This is a genomic window from Pirellulales bacterium (genome assembly GCA_035939775.1).
Lineage (GTDB): Bacteria > Planctomycetota > Planctomycetia > Pirellulales > DATAWG01 > DASZFO01.
Genome location: DASZFO010000353.1, coordinates 1 through 16,202, shown reverse-complemented (window position 1 = coordinate 16,202; position 16,202 = coordinate 1). Strand labels below are relative to the sequence as shown.

Sequence of the window (16,202 nt, the reverse complement as noted above, 5' to 3'; positions counted from 1 at the left end):
GGATTCCGAACTGAATTGTGGCGATTGGCATCGGCGGCCGTGTACTGCAAGTCGAAGGCGCTTCGTGACTGAGAGACGGCGACAAGGATTGGCGTCTTGCTTATTCCTCGTGCTTCATTGCGTAACGAGCGGCGCCGCTTTTGCGCAAGTTGGCCAAGCACCCTTTGCGCCCCCCACCTCGCCGCACGCCGTCTATTCGTTTGATGTCGGCTGGAAGTTCATCCGCCAGGATTTGCCGGGGGCCGAGGCGCCTGGCTTTGATGATTCGGGCTGGACGGTCGTCAGCACGCCGCACACGTACAACGACATCGACACGTTCAATCGAATCATCTCTCATAGCGGCGGCCAGCAAGGCGCATACATGGGAGTCGCCTGGTACCGCAAGCATTTTTCGTTGCCGGCCGACTTGCGAGGGCGCAAGCTGTTTCTCGAATTCGAGGGGATGCGCCAGGCCGGACAGATCTTCTTGAACGGTAAAATGATTGGACTTTCGGAAAACGGCGTGACTGCTTACGGAGCGGACATGACCGCCGGCGCCAAATTCGGCAATAGTGAGAATGTGCTCGCGGTCCTAGTCGATAACAGCGGCCGCTATGCAGAACGGGCGACTGGCACCGCGTTCCAATGGGAGTCGAAGGACTTCAACCCGAATTACGGCGGCATCAATCGCCACGTCTGGTTCCATGCAATGGACCCAATCCATCAAACGCTGCCGCTCTACGATGGGCTGAAGACTAGTGGCGTGTATGTCTATCCGTCGAACATTGCAGTCGCCGATGGCGGCTGCGACGTGAATATCGAGTCGCAAGTTGCAAACGAGTCGAAAGTCCGCGCCTCGGTCACACTATCGGCGGTCGTTGTCGATTGGCAAGGCCACGTCAGTGCGCGATGTGACGGCAGTACAATCGATCTTGCCGGCGGCAGTCGAAAAACGATGAAGGCGTCCGGCCATCTCGTGGCGGCGCGGCTCTGGAGTCCTGACGAACCAAGTTTGTACGACGTTTATACGATCTTGACTGTTGGGGGGAACGTCATCGATGTCGCCAAGACGACGACCGGCTTCCGCAAAACCGAGTTTCGCGGTGGCGCTGGGACGGGCGGCGTGTTTATCAACGGCAAGTTCACGTACCTCACCGGCTATTCGCAGCGATCGTCCAACGAATGGGCCGGACTTGGACAGGCCTATCCCGATTGGATGCACGATTTGACAGCCCGGCTGATCCGCGACAGCCGTGCGAATTACCTGCGCTGGATGCACATCGCGCCGCAACGCGTTGACGTTTGTGCCTGCGACCGTGCCGGAATCGTCGAGGTCTGTCCGGCGGGCGACAAGGAGAAAGATGTCGAGGGCCGCCAGTGGGAGCAGCGGATCGAGGTGATGCGCGACTCGATGATCTACTTCCGCAACAACCCCAGCATCCTGTTCTGGGAGGCCGGCAACAACGGGGTCGGCGCCGAGCACATGAAGCAGATGGTCGAACTGAAAAAGGAGTGGGACCCCAACGGCGGTCGCGTCATCGGCTGCCGCACGCTGAACGATCCGGCCGCCACTCCGGTAGCCGAGTATTTTGGCGTGATGATCGGTCAGGATCGACGGACTGACTTGCTCAAAGGCCCGAGCGACATGTTCCGTGCCTACAGCGCCGAGCGGCGCGATCGCGCGCCGATCATCGAGACCGAGGATTTCCGCGACGAGGCGGCCCGGCGGTTCTGGGACGACTTCTCGCCGCCCGACTACGGCTTCAAGCCGGGGCCGAACGACACCTATCACTGGAACAGCGAGACCTTCTGCCTGGCGGCCGCCGCACGGTACACGGCTTATTGGCAGAACCGCATCGCCGACCCCGACCCGCGTCGTTCGCGGTGGTCCGGCTACGCTTCAATCTACTTCTCGGATTCCAACGCCGACGGGCGGCAGGACTCGAGCGAAGTCGCCCGCGTCAGTGGCAAGGTCGATGCCGTCCGGCTGCCAAAAGAGGCCTACTACGCCTACCGCGTCATGCAAAGCCCGCGCCCCGATCTGCACATCATCGGGCATTGGACGTATCCCGCGGGGACGAAAAAGACGATCTACGTGTTCGCCAATCACTGTCAGGCAGTCGAGCTAAACATAAACGGGCGGTCGCTCGGCCGCGCGGATCAACCGGCGGACGGATATGTGTTCACCTTCCACGATGTGAGGTGGGAACCCGGCACAATCAAGGCGACCGGTTATGATGCCCACGGCGCGATTGTTTGCACCGACGCGCTAACGACCGCCGGACTTGCCAAGAGCGTGAAACTGACCGCTACGACCGGTGCCGGCGGCCTGCGCGCCAATGGCCAGGACGTGGCATTGTTCGACGTCGAAGTCTGCGACGCCGACGGCCATCGCTGTCCGACCGATCAGGCGCGCATCGACTTCACGATCGACGGGCCGGGAATCTGGCGCGGCGGATACAATAGCGGAATGGTCGGCTCAACCAACAACCTATTTCTAGACACCGAATGCGGAATCAACCGCGTAGCGATCCGCTCGACGCTCACGTCCGGCGTCATCACCTTGACCGCAGCCCGACAAGGCCTCGCCCCGGCAACAGTTCAAGTCCGCTCGGCGCCCGTCAAATTGACCGGCGGGCTGTTGCCAATCACGAGTTCACGCTGACGAAGCTGGGCGCTAGTTTAGGGGCAATCGTTTCAGTTCTGACTTCTCGGCCGCGCCGTTCGTTTCGCCGGCTTCGGAATGAATCCTTCGCGTCGAAGAGCCGCAGTGAGGCCGCGGAATTGCGGGTGAGCATCGTGGAGTTTCCGCGCCTGCATCTCTGCCAAATCCGATTTATCGCTTTCGGATAGCGCCTCGCGCAAATCGGCGAGAAGCGAACTCGCCTTGCCATAGGCATTTGTGGAGCGTTCAACGACCAGTTGTTCCGTCTTCAGCAGAAACGGTGTCGGGTTCTCGGCCATTTTGGCCAAGAGTCGCGCCCGGGCCTGGGCGTCCGCCGCAGCCTTCCTTCGAGCCGACTTGTTCTCGATCTCTTTTGCTTCGGATCGAAGTTGCGCAACGGTGCGGCGATGATTGTCCCCGGCGGACGACCGATCCGGACGTGCGGCGGCGGCAATCAGTGCCTTGCCGATCCAGTAGAAACTGGCCAATGCGAGTTGTGCATTGGTCGGTTTTTCAAGTCCAGGGGGAACAGGCCCCTCCATTTGTTCATCAGGGTCGTGATTGCAGTCGCAGCAAATCGCCAGATGAGCCAAGTACAACGGTCGGGTGTCGCCAGCTTGGATCTCTTTTCGGATCGGAATTAAGTCGTCCACCATTTCGTCGAGATCCCAAAGCTCTTCTAGGTCGCCGGGTTCGTAAAACGGCTCGATTGCCAGAGTTCCACCCGGTCCGCGCTTATCCTTCTTAAACTGGAGCGAGTCGCCATCGAGATAGGGTTTCGCCGCGTCGTGATCGGGCAACCCCTTGGGAAACCGGAGAAATAGGCTGCGAATCCCAAAGTTTGCGTAGTGCAAGTGAATGTCATAGCCGCGGCGCATCATCTCCAATGCATTGCCGCGGAAATCGCCAAAATGGTATTCATTCTCGAACGACCAGCGCGTGATCTCGGCCCGCGTAGATTGCTTCTCCATGTATTTGAGGTTCTTTTCGCTGACCGGGCCATCGATCGCGCGAAAGGCCACGAATTGATATTCGCTCATAAGGCATCCTCCTTGCGTGACATACTCAGCACGTGCTATCGAAATCCTCTATCTCCATTACCAACTCAACGAGGTCCAGCGAATTGGCGTCGTGCCTGGCAAGGATGGATTGAAGCTGGCGGATCGTTTCTTCGCGGATCTCTTCGTCATCTTGCGAGAACGTGCGAATTCGTTCGCGAATCGCCTCCGCCTCCTCTCCCGTGACGAAAAGCGCATGGCGGCCAACTTGGACGAACAAGAGCAGCGTCCCGCAATTCGGGCAAGGCCCATCGCCAAACGGCGACGATGGCTCAATCTGCACGACGCTCGCACATATCGGACACCGATTCGGCGAGCCTTCGGGAGTTCGTGAAGAAATAATCATGTCCCACGCGATCTTTGCATGCGCGTCTGCGGGGTCTTCACTGGCCGGGCACATTGAAAATCAAGACATGCGAGATATTCCCGATTCCTATCTTCGTGGCGTCGTAGTACAGAACGCCTCGACCAGAGGCTTGGAGGCTTCCAATGGCGAGCTTAACACTTCCCTTTGTGAAGGCGGTCACGATATCATCGTCAGACTGCCACTGCGCACCGTTCCAGGCGCCAATCGCGGATTGCTCGTCTGCATGTATTTCCGAGCGATTCTTCGCGACGCCCAGCGGAGTGCGGACCAGATCGTTTTTCAAATCGATTTCGATTCCAGTGAAATCCGGGAGCGATTTGCCGCCGTCCAGAATGTAGATATCATCACTGTCCTTGTTCGCGATCACCAGCGTAGCTTCCGACTTCTTCCGCATGAACATCTTCTTGCCCAGTGCGAGATACTCGTCCCATTCGGCGCGAGAGACGCCGAGTCGTGGATCGTATGGCAATGGTTCGCCCGATTTCAGATTCTTGACGCGCTCGAGCGCCCACTCCGGATTCTGACCGAGGGCCTTTTGCACGCGATCTCCCAGCTCGACAGCCCGTCGGTGAACCATCATCTCCATTACGTCGACAGTGAGACTTCCAACTCGCAGTACCGTCCGCGCTCCTCGAAACTCGTGTCGGACGGGCGGAGAGTCAGTTGTTGAGTTGGTGGTCGCGCTCGTAGAACGGCCGTCGATTGTCGAACTCATGTCACCACGCCCCGCCTTGTCGCCAGGCAGTTCGCGGCCACACCCGACGAAAGCACACGTGAATAGCATCACGAGGAGGCTTGGAAACCCGAACCGAAAAACAATGGCGCGGAAACAACGGGTTCGGGAATTGATGAACATTGATGAGTTGCTCGTGTCGTCAGTCTTACGAGCCATCGGGGGCGTCTCGCAACCGGACGAGTTCTTTCATCGTTTTTAGCCTCACCGCGGGGCGTCGTTTGAGCCGCTGACCGAGAGGATCAAATTCGATGCCGACAGATTGTATGGCGAGCATGCCAAGCACCGGATCGGCGTTGTCCGCGCCGAAGATCACGTTTGCAGGGACGAATTCGCCCATGAATTCAAAATGAGCGCAGCCGACTGGCAACGCCACCTTCGAGCCATCGGCCCGTTCGTAAACTCGCTCGCGCGTGGGCTCAATCCCGATTTCGCGGAGGCGATTGCCCGGGACGATGCAATCGAGCGCCTCGGTATCGATCACGAATAGGCGTTCCCAGCGCCGTTCCGTATCCGCCGGATTGCACACGGCCACCGTTACCTGAGCGATTCGCATCGAACCCTCGCGAACTCGCCGCAGGATCAGCAACGGCTACCGGCGTCTTTTCTTGTGCGAGCCATTGCCGGACTTGCCTGCATGGAGAAGCGGCTCAAGTGATACGATTAAGAGCGGTTCAAGGATTTTTGTTTCGCTGTCTTCGTCGGTCACGATCACAATGCGTTGATTCATCGCGACGAACTCCGGATGCTTGACCGGGATCCGTCGTCCGTCGACCAGGCAGAGCACAAAGGGCTTGAATGGTTCTTCCCGCAACGCATGGCGGATCGAATTCAAATCCACGACTACGCTCCAAAGACCCCAAAACACCCAGAGCCACTGCGATTTGCCCAGCGGGCCATTCCAAAAAATGGCGGGGACAGGATTCGAACCTGTGACCTCGAGGTTATGAGCCTCGCGAGCTACCAGACTGCTCCACCCCGCGTCGGTTTGCGGCAGCAGCCGCTGGATAGGGAAATATAGCAGGGGAATCGGCTCGGGGCTAGGGGTTTGGGGATGAAAGCGCGAGACGGCGAGCCGGGCTTCGATTATGATACCGTCTAAACGCAGTCAAACATGCTGGTCGCCTCGCGCTCCAGCCCGCGCATCTTCACACGGGAGTCTTCATGAAACGCTTCCTGCTGTTTGCCGTCGTCTTCACCGCCACCGCCTGCCTACCGTTCGCTGCGCTACGCGCCGACGAGCCCAACTACTCCCGCCAGGAGGTCATCTACGGGCGCAAGTTCGGCACCGCGCTGACTATGGACGTTTTCTCCCCGAAGAAGGATGCCAATCGCGCCGGCGTGATATTCGTTGTCAGCGGCGGTTGGTATTCTGACCATAACGGAATCAACGGCGCCATTCCCCTCTACATCCAACCATTGCTCGACAAAGGCTATACGGTCTTCGCCGTCGTCCATGGCAGCAATCCGAAATACGCGGTTCCCGAAATCCTCGAAGATCTACATCGCTCCGTCCGTTTCATCCGCCACAACGCCAAGGAGTACGGCATCGATCCTGACCGCCTCGGCATCACGGGCGGATCGGCGGGCGGGCACCTGTCGCTGATGCAGGGCTGCGCCGGCAAGGACGGCGATCCCAAAGCCTCCGACCCGATCGACCGCGAATCCAGCCGCGTCCAAGCCGTCGTCTCCTTCTATCCGCCGACCGACTTTCTCAATTGGGGCGAGCAGGGCAAGGTCATGCTCGGCACGCACCCCATCGTCCCGATCAAAGGCGCCTTCGATTTCTACCACCTCGATCAGAAGACCAAGTCGTTTGAGCTGATCACCGACGAAACGAAGCGCGAGGAAATTGGCCGGGACATCTCGCCCATCAATCACGTGGACAAAGACAACCCGCCGACGCTCATCATCCACGGCGACAAGGACGCGCTGGTTCCGCTCCAGCAGGCCGAGATCATGGCTGCCAAGCTGAAGGAAGCCGGCGTTCCGTCGGAATTGATTATCAAGAAAGGGGGCGAACACAACGGCGAGTTGGTCAAGGAGTACCTGCCGAAGATGATCGAGTGGTTCGACAAGTATTTGGCGAAGAAGGAGAAATCGGCTCGCCGCGAGACGCGAGTACAGGCCGGATCCGTGGGACTGAATTCAATCGCCGCCCCACACGCTGGACGATCGCGTCACCCATTGCTTGCAATCGCTGCCGCTAACGGCTAGTCTTGCGCTTCCGGAAAGTCAGGCCGGAGAACGCAATGAATCGATCGATTTCCTAGCGGCACGGCGCAATTGTGCAACCGGCCGATTCTGCGGAGAAAACCCATGAGTTCGTTGGTGCCCCGGAGGGAATTCCTGGCTCGCTCTCTTGCCGGCGGCGCTGTGGGCGTCGTCGGTATCTCGGCGGTCTCTCGGCTCGCCGAGGCTGCCCCGCCAGCCGACGCCAAGCGGCAAGTTTACGAGCTGTGGCTCTACCAGATGACGGACGGCGGCATGGTCCAGAAGGCCGACGATTATTTCCAACACGCGCTCATCCCCGCCCTTCGCCGTGCGGGCGCCGGACCGGTCGGTGTGTTCGTCGAGTCCAGCAAGGCCGACGCTCCCGTGATCTATGTGCTGATACCGCACGCCGGAATGGATTCGGCCGCGGCCCTGTCCACGACACTCCGAATTGATGCGGACTATCAGAAGGCCGGCGCGGCTTTTTTGTCTGCCTCGCCGAAGGACCCGGCGTATGTGAACCACGAAGCGCGGCTGATGCGTGCGGCCCGTTTCATGCCCGCGCTCGAAGCGCCTATGCAGAAGGAAAGTCGCGTCTTCGAGCTGCGCCGCTATCGGAGTCCGAGCGAAGCCGCGTTCCGCAAGAAGCTCGAGATGTTTGAAACTCGCGAGCTGGCCATCTTCCGCCGCGTTGGTCTCAATCCGGTGTTCTTCGGCGAGATGCTGTTCGGCCCGGATATGTTCAACATCACCTACATGCTCACGTATCCGGACGCGGCGGCTCGCGGCAAGGCCTGGGGTGAGTTCGGCAAGGACCCCGACTGGCAAAAGCTCCGTGTCACGTCCGGTTACACCGACGCCGAAATCATCGCCAACATCAAAAGCTTGACCCTCAAGCCGGCCCCCTATTCGCAGATCTAACGGGCCGGTGAATGAACGGGAGCAAGTCACCGACGCGCCGCTCGGCAGGGATTCCGCATGTTGATCCCATACAATACCGACGCGCCGCTATATCACTTCCCTTTCGTCACGATCGGGCTGATCGCCGTCAACGCGATCGTGTTCGTCGTCACAGCGCAGGTCGAGCCACAGTTCGTCGAGCCCTGGGCGCTGCAATTTGGCCACGGCCTTCAGCCCGGGCAATGGGTTACCAACAATTTTTTGCACGCCGACGTCGTGCATTTGCTGGGCAACATGTTTTTCCTGTGGGGCTTTGGCTTGGTCGTGGAAGGGAAGCTCGGCTGGTGGAGGTTCTTGGCTCTATATCTGACGATCGGCGCGATCTATAGCGTCATCGTTCAAACGATCGAGCTTGGTTCGGAGGGATCGGCTCTGGGATCCTCGGGAGTGGTCTTCGGCTTGATGGTGATCTCGCTGATTTGGGCGCCTAAGAATGACATGAACTGTTTTATGTGGTTCATTCGACCTGTGTTGGTCGAGGTGCCAATCACTCTCTTTGCCACCGCGTATTTGATCTGGCAAGGCCTCGTCGCCTGGTTGATGGGCTTCTCGATGTCGAGCGCGATGTTGCACCTGATCGGCGCGGGCGTGGGAGCCGTATTCGGCGTGGCGTTGCTCAAGTTCGATTGGGTCGATTGCGAAGGCTGGGACTTGTTCGCCGTGTGGAAGGACAGACTCCCCACGCGAGTCGAACAAACTTCCAGCGCGATTCAGCCCGCGTCGCCTCCTCAGCCGGCGTCTCTCGGCGAGCAGCAAGCGGAATTCCTCGCCGCCGCGCTGCGAACTCGCCTAGAGAGCGGCGATGCGGCCGCCGCAGCGCAACTCTACAAAAAGCAGCGCGCTTCGAATCCCGTATGGAACCTGAATTCGGCCGACTTGATGGCCTTGATCCAAGCGCTCCACAAGCAAAAGCTGTGGTCCGAATCGGTTCCCGCGATGATCGATTACCTGCGGCAGTTTCCCGATAATTCGGCCCGAATGCGGCTCAAACTCGCGCAAATCCTGATCGACGCCGACCGCCGCCCCGCCAAGGCGCTGAAAGTGCTGTCGAAAATCCCACCCTCGAAACTCCCCGCCGACCTGCAAGCCGTTCACGACAAACTGACGGCCCGCGCGAAACAATTGCAAGCGGAGTCCGAAATCGAGTTCGTCGATGACGGGGATGTGTAATCTCCCACGTAAGCACTCGAATCGACCTTGACCGCAATGGCTCCGCTTGCGACGATGCCGCCCGCCGGAACCGTCCGACATTCTCGGTCATTCTCCAAGAGCCTATCCGCGCGTGGGCAAAGGGGACAGTCCCCGTTTTGCTACGCGGACTGCGCAAAAGGGGACAGTCCCCGGCGGTTCTCGCACAGTGAGCGACCAGCCGGTGCGGGAGGGAGCCAGCGCATGCTGTTTAACTCCTTGGAGTTCGCCTGCTTTTTTCCGCTGGTAACGCTAGCGTATTTTGCGCTGCCGCATTCTTGGCGATGGGCGCTCTTGGTTGCAGCCAGTTGCTGGTTCTATGCCCGCTTCGTGCCGGCATACATCCTGATCCTGGGCGCGACGATCGTCGTCGATTATTCCGCCGGGATTCTCATGGAAAGTTATCCTCGGCATAAGCAGTCGATCCTGTGGGCCAGTATTTTAAGCAACGTCGGTTTCTTGTTCTTTTTCAAATACTTCAATTTCGTCAATGCCAATGTTAGCTGGTTAACGAATTCAATGGGACTTCATAATCCGGTCGGAAGTCTAGATATCCTGCTGCCGATTGGCCTTTCATTTCACACGTTTCAGGCCATGAGCTACACGATTGAAGTGTATCGGGGCGCCCAGCGCGCCGAACGTCATTTCGGCATCTATGCGTTGTACGTGATGTTTTACCCCCAACTTGTGGCAGGGCCGATCGAACGTCCGCAGAATATGCTGCCGCAGTTTCGGGAGCGACATTATTTCGACGACCGGCGCGTGACGGCCGGTTTGCGGCTCATGCTCTGGGGATCATTCAAGAAGATCATCATCGCGGATCGATTGGCCTTGCCGGTCGGGATCTATTTTAGTCATCCGAGCGACTTCCAAGGGCTGGCTCCCCTCGTCGCCGCGATCCTGTTCGCATTTCAGATTTACTGCGATTTTTCTGGTTATTGCGACATCGCGTTGGGAGCCGCGGAGGTGATGGGATTTCGACTCATGTCGAATTTCGATCGACCCTATTTCGCGAGATCGATCGGCGACTTTTGGCGACGTTGGCATATCTCGCTGTCGACGTGGTTTCGGGACTACGTGTATCTTCCGCTGGGCGGCAGTCGCGTCGGCCATGTGCGCTGGGTCAGAAACATTCTTATCGTGTTCATGTTGAGTGGCCTCTGGCACGGCGCCAACTGGACCTATGTCGTTTGGGGTGCACTTCACGGAATCTTCTTGATCGTCGGCCGCGCCACGAAGCCGCTCCGGCAACACGTCGCCGATCGGAGCGGATTCGCAAGCTGGCCGCGAGTGCAGGCAGCGTGGCAAATCCTTGTTACTTTTTTACTCGTCTGCGTTGGTTGGGTATTTTTTCGCGCGGGAAACGTCACGGAAGCATGGTTTATCTGCCGCAAACTTGTGGGAGGTATTTGGCCGGTGCTTCGTAGTTTAGCTCTGCACGGCGGGCACAGCCTGGACACGGGAGTATCGGCCTTGTTCACGTCGCCCGGCGAATTGGCCGCCTGTTTCGGATTGATTGCGGGACTGATTGTCGTCGAAGGGTTGCAACAAACCGCGACCTTCTCGGAATGGCTCGCTCGCTGGCCCTGGACCGTCCGCTGGGCCGCGTATCAGGCCGCGATCATCGTGATTGTCATGTTCGGATCAATCGAATCCCGTCAGTTTATTTACTTTCAGTTCTAGGAGCGCCTAACAAATCCGGCGGGGACTGTCCCCCTTTTGCGGAGTCCGCGAAGCAAAACGGGGACTGTCCCCTTCGCCCAGCCGGATTTGGTAGGCGATCTAAGCCGCTCTGTGATGATGACGGAATCAATCGAAGGCAAATCGGCGATTGAAACAGGTCCGCGGGGGCGAGCGCGCTTTGCATTGAAGCTGGCGAGTTTTTCTGCCATTCAGCTCGTCCTGTTCGCTGGTGTGGAGATCCGGCTCGCCCAAATACCTAATCCCTATAGCATCAAGAGGGCTCGGCTAGAGTCGTCGCCAGGCACCAAGATCTTGCTGCTCGGTTCGTCGCACGTGCTCGGCGGTCTGAATCCGGACGAACTTGGTCTTCCGGCGATCAATCTGGCCGGATATAGCCAGGACCTGTATTACGATTCGCAACTGGTCCTGCGAGAGATCGATCGACTGCCCTCACTGCAATGCGTTGTTTTGGGATTGTCGTACTTTTCGTTGGAGTACGATATGGAAGCATCCTGCGAGGAGTGGCGCTCATGCTATTATCGCCGCTACTTTGGGATTCCGCATCGACATCTTGTGAACGAGTTCGATCTTCGCAACTACAGCTTGTTCTTTCTCTACGGACCAGACCTTGCCAGACAGATATTGCTCACCGGAAATGACCCCGGTTTTTCCGCCTTAGTGCAGTCCAACGGATGGGCGGAGAATCCCGTGCCCGTCGATCCGAATGCCGCGGTCAGCGATGGAGCGGCGCGACTGGCAGCCCATCATGGTCTCATGCGTGAGGACAATCTTGGCCGAAATCTGGCCGTTCTCGACGAGCTGCTCGACGTACTCCATCGTCGCGAGATTCAGGTCGTTCTCGTGACAACACCCGTTCATCGCTCCTATTCGACGGAGTTCGATCCGCAGCGGGAATCGCGGTTTCGAGGCGCCGTTCGACATTTGCAAGCGCGATATGGCGCCCACTACTTCGATTTCTCGAATGATGCGCGATTCGATGCTCGTGACTTCTACAATAGCGATCACCTAAACCGGGACGGCGCGACAAAGCTAAGTCGGCTGTTTGGCCGCGAATTGCAGGAAATGGTCAACGACCGAACTATGCCAAGCTGGTCATCTCGAAATCGGCCGAAGTCCTTTTAGATCGGTCAAGATGGCCATGCTTGCATGGCCAGCGCCGCAACCAGCCGCAACTCCTTTTGGGTCGTCCCGCTGGCCGCCTGAACTGCCAGGCCGTTCAGCACCGTGGCAGTGTACCGCGCGAGCGTCGCGCAATCGGTCCTTGCTGGCAGATCGCCGTCCTGCACGGCCCGCTCGAATCGCTTGCGTAACGTCGCTACGATCGCTTGCCTCAATCGGGCCAACTCCCGGCGCACCGTCTCCGCCTCCTCGCCGCACGCGAGTGCCCCGGACACGACCAGGCACCCGCGTGCTTTGTCGCGGTCGCGTTGCATTCTGACGAACCCCGAGAAAATTGCCTCAACTACCGCCCGAGCGGTCGGCTTGCGCAGGGCCTCGGTCAGGAACGACATGGGCCCCGTTTGGTAACGGTTGAGCGCCTTGCGGAACAACTGCTCCTTGTTCCCGAAGGCGGCGTAGAGGCTTGGTCGGTTGATCCCCATGGCCCTGGTCAGTTCCGGGAGTGTGGCGCCCTCGTACCCGCGTGCCCAGAACACCTCCAGTGCCCGGTCCAGTGCCTCATCCACGTCGAACTGTCGCGTGCGTCCCGAGGGCACGGCGACCTCCTCTCAAAAATAAACATTGTTGGCCCTTGACCGGCATCGCTGGCCCTGTACACTTTCATTGTACTGTATGGTACAATTTAATTCAAGTAAGGAGATTGCCATGTCACGGACTACTCAGGAAAGACCACTGGCAGGCAAGGTCGCGCTCGTCACCGGCGGTTCGCGCGGCATCGGCGCCGCGATCGCAAAGCGCCTGGCCGCGGACGGCGCCAGCATCGCCGTCACTTACTCCAAGGGCGCTGACGCAGCGGCGTCCGTCGTCAAAGTGATTGAACGCGGAGGCGGAAAGGCGATCGCGATCCAGGCCGATGCCACCGACGCCGCCGCAGTCCGCAACGCCGTCGAAAGGACGGTCATGGCATTCGACCGGCTCGACATTCTGGTGAACAATGCCGGGACGGCCATTCCGAAAACGTTCGAGGAGGCCACCCTGGAAGAGATGGATCGCGTGATCGACATCAACGTCCGCGGCGTATTCGTCGCGACGCAGGCGGCGCTGAAGCACATGAAGAGCGGCAGTCGCATCATCATGATCGGTTCGGCCGTGGGTGAGCGTGTGGCGGCGCCCGGGCTCGTCCCCTACGCGGCCACGAAGGGGGCCGTCAAGATGTTCAGTCAGGCGCTGGCCCGAGAAATCGGGAGCCGGGGCATCACGGTCAACAACGTGCAGCCGGGTCCGATTGACACGGAATTGAATCCCGCCACGGGCGATTGGGCGGTGCCGCAGAAGGCCGCCACAGCACTCGACCGCTACGGGCACGTTGATGAAATCGCTGCGATGGTGGCGTTCGTTGCCGGTCCAGAGTCTTCGTACGTGACCGGGGCGAATCTTACCGTGGATGGCGGAATGAATGCCTGACCGCACGACGGCATTGTCACCCCGCTGTTTCGAACATCTGGGTCAACGCGCAATTCGCATTAATTGGAGGAACGCGTCCAATGGCTAAGGTGCCAAAGAAACACAGCATCTCTTCTGAGCTAGCACAGACTTGTCGGGCACAGCCATTCAACACAAGAAAGAGAGATCAACCATGAACGAATTTCAGGGAAAAGTGGCTCTCGTGACCGGCGGGACCTCAGGAATCGGCCGCGCCGCCGCCATCGCCTATGCCAGGGAAGGGGCCCAGGTGGTTGTTGCCGGCCGCCGAGCCGCCGAAGGCGAGGAAACAGTTCGACTCGTGCGCGAGCAGGGACGCGAAGCTATGTTCGTGCCGAGCGATGTGGCCCAGGAAGCGCAGGTAAAGAACCTCATCGGTCGCACCCTGGAACAGTTCGGCCGGCTCGACTTCGCCTTCAACAACGCGGGCATCGAGCAAACGCCGACGCCGTTTCTGGAGCAAGCAATGGAGACCTATGACCAGGTCATGGACATCAACGTGAAAGGGGTCTGGCTGAGCATGAAGTACGAAATCCCAGCCATGCTCAAGACCGGCGGCGGCTCCATTGTCAATACGTCTTCGGGGGCTGGAGTGATCGGCATGCCGGGCGCTGAAATCTACGTGGCTAGCAAGCATGCCGTCATCGGCTTAACGAAATCGGCCGCCCTGGAATTTGGGAAACACGGCATCCGCATCAATGCGGTGTTGCCCGCGGTGATCGAGACCGACATGTCGCGCCGTTTTTTCGGGGAGAAGCCCGAAGCTCGGGCCGCGATGGAGGCCATGCACCCAATCGGCCGAATCGGCACTCCGGAGGAAATCGCCGACGCCGTGATTTGGCTGTCCTCCAGCAAGTCCTCGTTCGTCATCGGCCACAGCTTGCTGGTCGACGGCGGGTTTACGGCTCAATAAGGAAGCATCAATATGCGCGCTGTTCAACTTATGGCTTATGGCAACCCCGTCGAGGGACTTAAACTGGTCGACATTCCGGCGCCCGACGGTCCCGGCCCGAACCAGGTCCTCATCGGCGTCGAGTTTTGTCCAATCAACCCGAGCGATCTGTTGCTTGCAACGGGCATTTATGCGTTGCGCCCCGCGCTTCCGACCGTCATCGGCAATGAAGGCGTCGGCCGCATTCTCGATGTGGGTCCGGGGGTGCGGAACGTCAAGGTCGGCGACCGGGTTCTGCCGCCGCTCTCCAGCTTCACCTGGCGGGAGCAAATGGTCATTTCCGCAGACGGACTTTTCGCCCTGCCTCCTGATGCGGACGCGCGGCAATCGGCGATGCTTTCCATCAATCCCCCGACCGCCGCGCTGCTGCTCAGCGAGTATGTCAACCTGAAACCTGGCGAGTGGGTAGTGCAGAACGCCGCCAATTCCGGTGTCGGACGGTGGGTGATCGCCTTCGCGAAACGGCGCGGCCTGAAGACCGTCAACATCGTCCGGCGGCAAGAACTCGTGCCCGAGCTTGAGGCGATTGGCGGAGACCTCGTCGTCGTCGACTCTCCCGATGTTTCAGAAAGGATCAAAGCGGCTGTCGATCATGCTGAACTCCGCCTGGCGCTTGATGGTGTCAGCGGCCTGGCGACAGGGGTGCTCGCAGCGACGCTCTCGCCCCGCGGCACGCTCGTCAGCTTTGCGGCCATGAGCCTGAATCCGATGTCAATCAGCCCGCTGGACATTATCTTCAAGCCTGTCGCGGTGCGGGGCTTTTTCATGGGCCACCCGGAGTTTGCGGCGAAACTTGCACCAGCCGCAGGGCAGGCGGCGGAGATGATAGCGTCCGGCCAGGTTCACGTTCCCGTGGCGGCAACCTACGCCCTCTCGTCCATCAAGGAAGCCGTCGCGCATGCGCAACGCGGCGGAAAGATTCTTCTGGACGTAGCGGGAACCGATGGTTAGGAGATCGTTATGAGTCAGACGACACAGGAGAGGAATAAGGCACTGGTCCTCGAGGCCTTCGACACGTTGTTCAACAAGCGGGACTACGTCGCGGCAGAGCGCTACTGGTCGCCCACATACATCCAGCACAGCGCCCACATCGAGCCGGGCCGCGATGGCCTCTTCAACCTCATCAAGAGTAGTCCACCCACGCTTAAGTATGAACCGGGGATGATTGTGGCCGATGGTGACGTCGTGATCATCCACGGGCGATTCTCGGGCATGGGCCGGCCCGCGAATTGGATTGCGGCGGACATCGTTCGGATCGAGGATGGGGTTCTTGTCGAGCGTTGGGATGTTCTTCAGGACGAGGCGACAGGGGAACAATCCAAGAGCGGCAGGCCGATGTTCGGCGACTCGTTTCCAATCTCGTGAACAGGCAGTGTCATTTCATCAAAGTCTTCAACAAGGAGCCAACCCATGAAACTCACCGGCAACACGATCTTCATCACCGGCGGCGGATCCGGCATCGGCCGCGGCCTGGCCGAAGCCCTCCACAAACGCGGCAATCAGGTGATCATCGCCGGCCGACGAAAGGGGCGCCTCACCGAGGTCGCCAGCGCCAACCCTGGCATGCGGTGGGTCGAGCTGGACATTGAAGACCCCGCCAGCATCTCCGCCGTCGCCGGCAGGCTCATCACGGAGCACCCGAAGCTCAACGTGCTGATCAACAATGCCGGCGTCATGCACATTGACGACGTGTCCGCCGCGATTGACGAGAAGTTGCTGGTCACGACGCTCACGACGAACGTCGGCGGACCGTGTTCAATCAATCGACCGGCTTGACGTTG

General features: G+C 59.4%; 17 protein-coding genes and 1 tRNA gene. 11 read left to right on the top strand and 7 right to left on the bottom strand.

Features of this window, described 5'->3' with window-relative positions; translation table 11 throughout:
- Positions 1-109 precede the first annotated feature (109 nt).
- Positions 110-2,644 (top strand): DUF4982 domain-containing protein, encoded by a 2,535-nt coding sequence (locus VGY55_22760; protein ID HEV2972807.1) that lies wholly within the window; start codon positions 110-112, stop codon positions 2,642-2,644.
- A gap of 32 nt (positions 2,645-2,676) precedes the next feature.
- Here VGY55_22760 and VGY55_22755 read toward each other — a convergent pair whose 3' ends face one another.
- From VGY55_22755 to VGY55_22730, 6 genes are all read right to left on the bottom strand, one after another.
- On the bottom strand, positions 2,677-3,684 hold the full coding sequence (locus VGY55_22755) for a hypothetical protein (protein ID HEV2972806.1): 1,008 nt from the start codon (positions 3,682-3,684) through the stop codon (positions 2,677-2,679).
- Between the two features lie 25 nt (positions 3,685-3,709).
- Entirely contained in the window at positions 3,710-3,985 is a 276-nt protein-coding gene (locus VGY55_22750) for a hypothetical protein (protein HEV2972805.1), read from the bottom strand.
- A gap of 100 nt (positions 3,986-4,085) precedes the next feature.
- On the bottom strand, positions 4,086-4,646 hold the full coding sequence (locus VGY55_22745; GenBank protein ID HEV2972804.1) for a hypothetical protein: 561 nt from the start codon (positions 4,644-4,646) through the stop codon (positions 4,086-4,088).
- 304 nt (positions 4,647-4,950) lie between these two features.
- Complete coding sequence (locus tag VGY55_22740) at positions 4,951-5,358, bottom strand: hypothetical protein (protein HEV2972803.1); 408 nt, start codon at positions 5,356-5,358, stop codon at positions 4,951-4,953.
- Positions 5,359-5,394: 36 nt separating this feature from the next.
- Positions 5,395-5,643 (bottom strand): hypothetical protein, encoded by a 249-nt coding sequence (locus VGY55_22735; protein HEV2972802.1) that lies wholly within the window; start codon positions 5,641-5,643, stop codon positions 5,395-5,397.
- A gap of 68 nt (positions 5,644-5,711) precedes the next feature.
- Positions 5,712-5,785: transfer RNA gene (locus tag VGY55_22730), tRNA-Met, on the bottom strand.
- 181 nt (positions 5,786-5,966) lie between these two features.
- Between VGY55_22730 and VGY55_22725 the strand changes: the two genes are divergently transcribed.
- The 5 genes from VGY55_22725 (at position 5,967) to VGY55_22705 (ending at position 11,990) form a co-directional block, all read left to right on the top strand.
- A complete protein-coding gene (locus VGY55_22725) occupies positions 5,967-7,019 on the top strand; it encodes an alpha/beta hydrolase (protein HEV2972801.1) in 1,053 nt (350 codons plus the stop codon).
- 102 nt (positions 7,020-7,121) lie between these two features.
- Entirely contained in the window at positions 7,122-7,937 is an 816-nt protein-coding gene (locus VGY55_22720; GenBank protein HEV2972800.1) for an NIPSNAP family protein, read from the top strand.
- A gap of 57 nt (positions 7,938-7,994) precedes the next feature.
- A complete protein-coding gene (locus VGY55_22715; GenBank protein HEV2972799.1) occupies positions 7,995-9,146 on the top strand; it encodes a rhomboid family intramembrane serine protease in 1,152 nt (383 codons plus the stop codon).
- A 222-nt stretch (positions 9,147-9,368) separates the two neighbouring features.
- The gene (locus VGY55_22710; GenBank protein HEV2972798.1) at positions 9,369-10,847 is read left to right on the top strand and encodes an MBOAT family O-acyltransferase; all 1,479 of its coding nucleotides are present in this window, start codon (positions 9,369-9,371) and stop codon (positions 10,845-10,847) included.
- A gap of 114 nt (positions 10,848-10,961) precedes the next feature.
- Entirely contained in the window at positions 10,962-11,990 is a 1,029-nt protein-coding gene (locus tag VGY55_22705) for a hypothetical protein (GenBank protein ID HEV2972797.1), read from the top strand.
- Between the two features lie 5 nt (positions 11,991-11,995).
- Here the strand turns inward: VGY55_22705 and VGY55_22700 are convergent, their stop codons facing one another.
- The gene (locus VGY55_22700; protein ID HEV2972796.1) at positions 11,996-12,583 is read right to left on the bottom strand and encodes a TetR/AcrR family transcriptional regulator; all 588 of its coding nucleotides are present in this window, start codon (positions 12,581-12,583) and stop codon (positions 11,996-11,998) included.
- Positions 12,584-12,692: 109 nt separating this feature from the next.
- On the opposite strand from VGY55_22700, the gene VGY55_22695 reads away from it, so the two are divergent.
- The 5 genes from VGY55_22695 to VGY55_22675 all read left to right on the top strand — a co-directional run bounded on the left by VGY55_22695 (position 12,693) and on the right by VGY55_22675 (position 16,197).
- Entirely contained in the window at positions 12,693-13,451 is a 759-nt protein-coding gene (locus tag VGY55_22695; GenBank protein HEV2972795.1) for a 3-oxoacyl-ACP reductase family protein, read from the top strand.
- Between the two features lie 172 nt (positions 13,452-13,623).
- Positions 13,624-14,382 carry an SDR family oxidoreductase gene (locus VGY55_22690; protein HEV2972794.1) on the top strand — a complete coding sequence of 253 codons (759 nt, stop codon included), beginning with the start codon at positions 13,624-13,626 and terminating at the stop codon, positions 14,380-14,382.
- 12 nt (positions 14,383-14,394) lie between these two features.
- Positions 14,395-15,372, top strand: coding sequence for a zinc-dependent alcohol dehydrogenase family protein (locus VGY55_22685; GenBank protein ID HEV2972793.1), 978 nt, complete (start codon positions 14,395-14,397; stop codon positions 15,370-15,372).
- A 9-nt stretch (positions 15,373-15,381) separates the two neighbouring features.
- Entirely contained in the window at positions 15,382-15,786 is a 405-nt protein-coding gene (locus tag VGY55_22680; protein HEV2972792.1) for a nuclear transport factor 2 family protein, read from the top strand.
- 45 nt (positions 15,787-15,831) lie between these two features.
- Positions 15,832-16,197: an SDR family NAD(P)-dependent oxidoreductase gene (locus VGY55_22675; GenBank protein ID HEV2972791.1), complete on the top strand. Its 366-nt coding sequence runs from the start codon at positions 15,832-15,834 to the stop codon at positions 16,195-16,197.
- Positions 16,198-16,202: the final 5 nt, after the last annotated feature.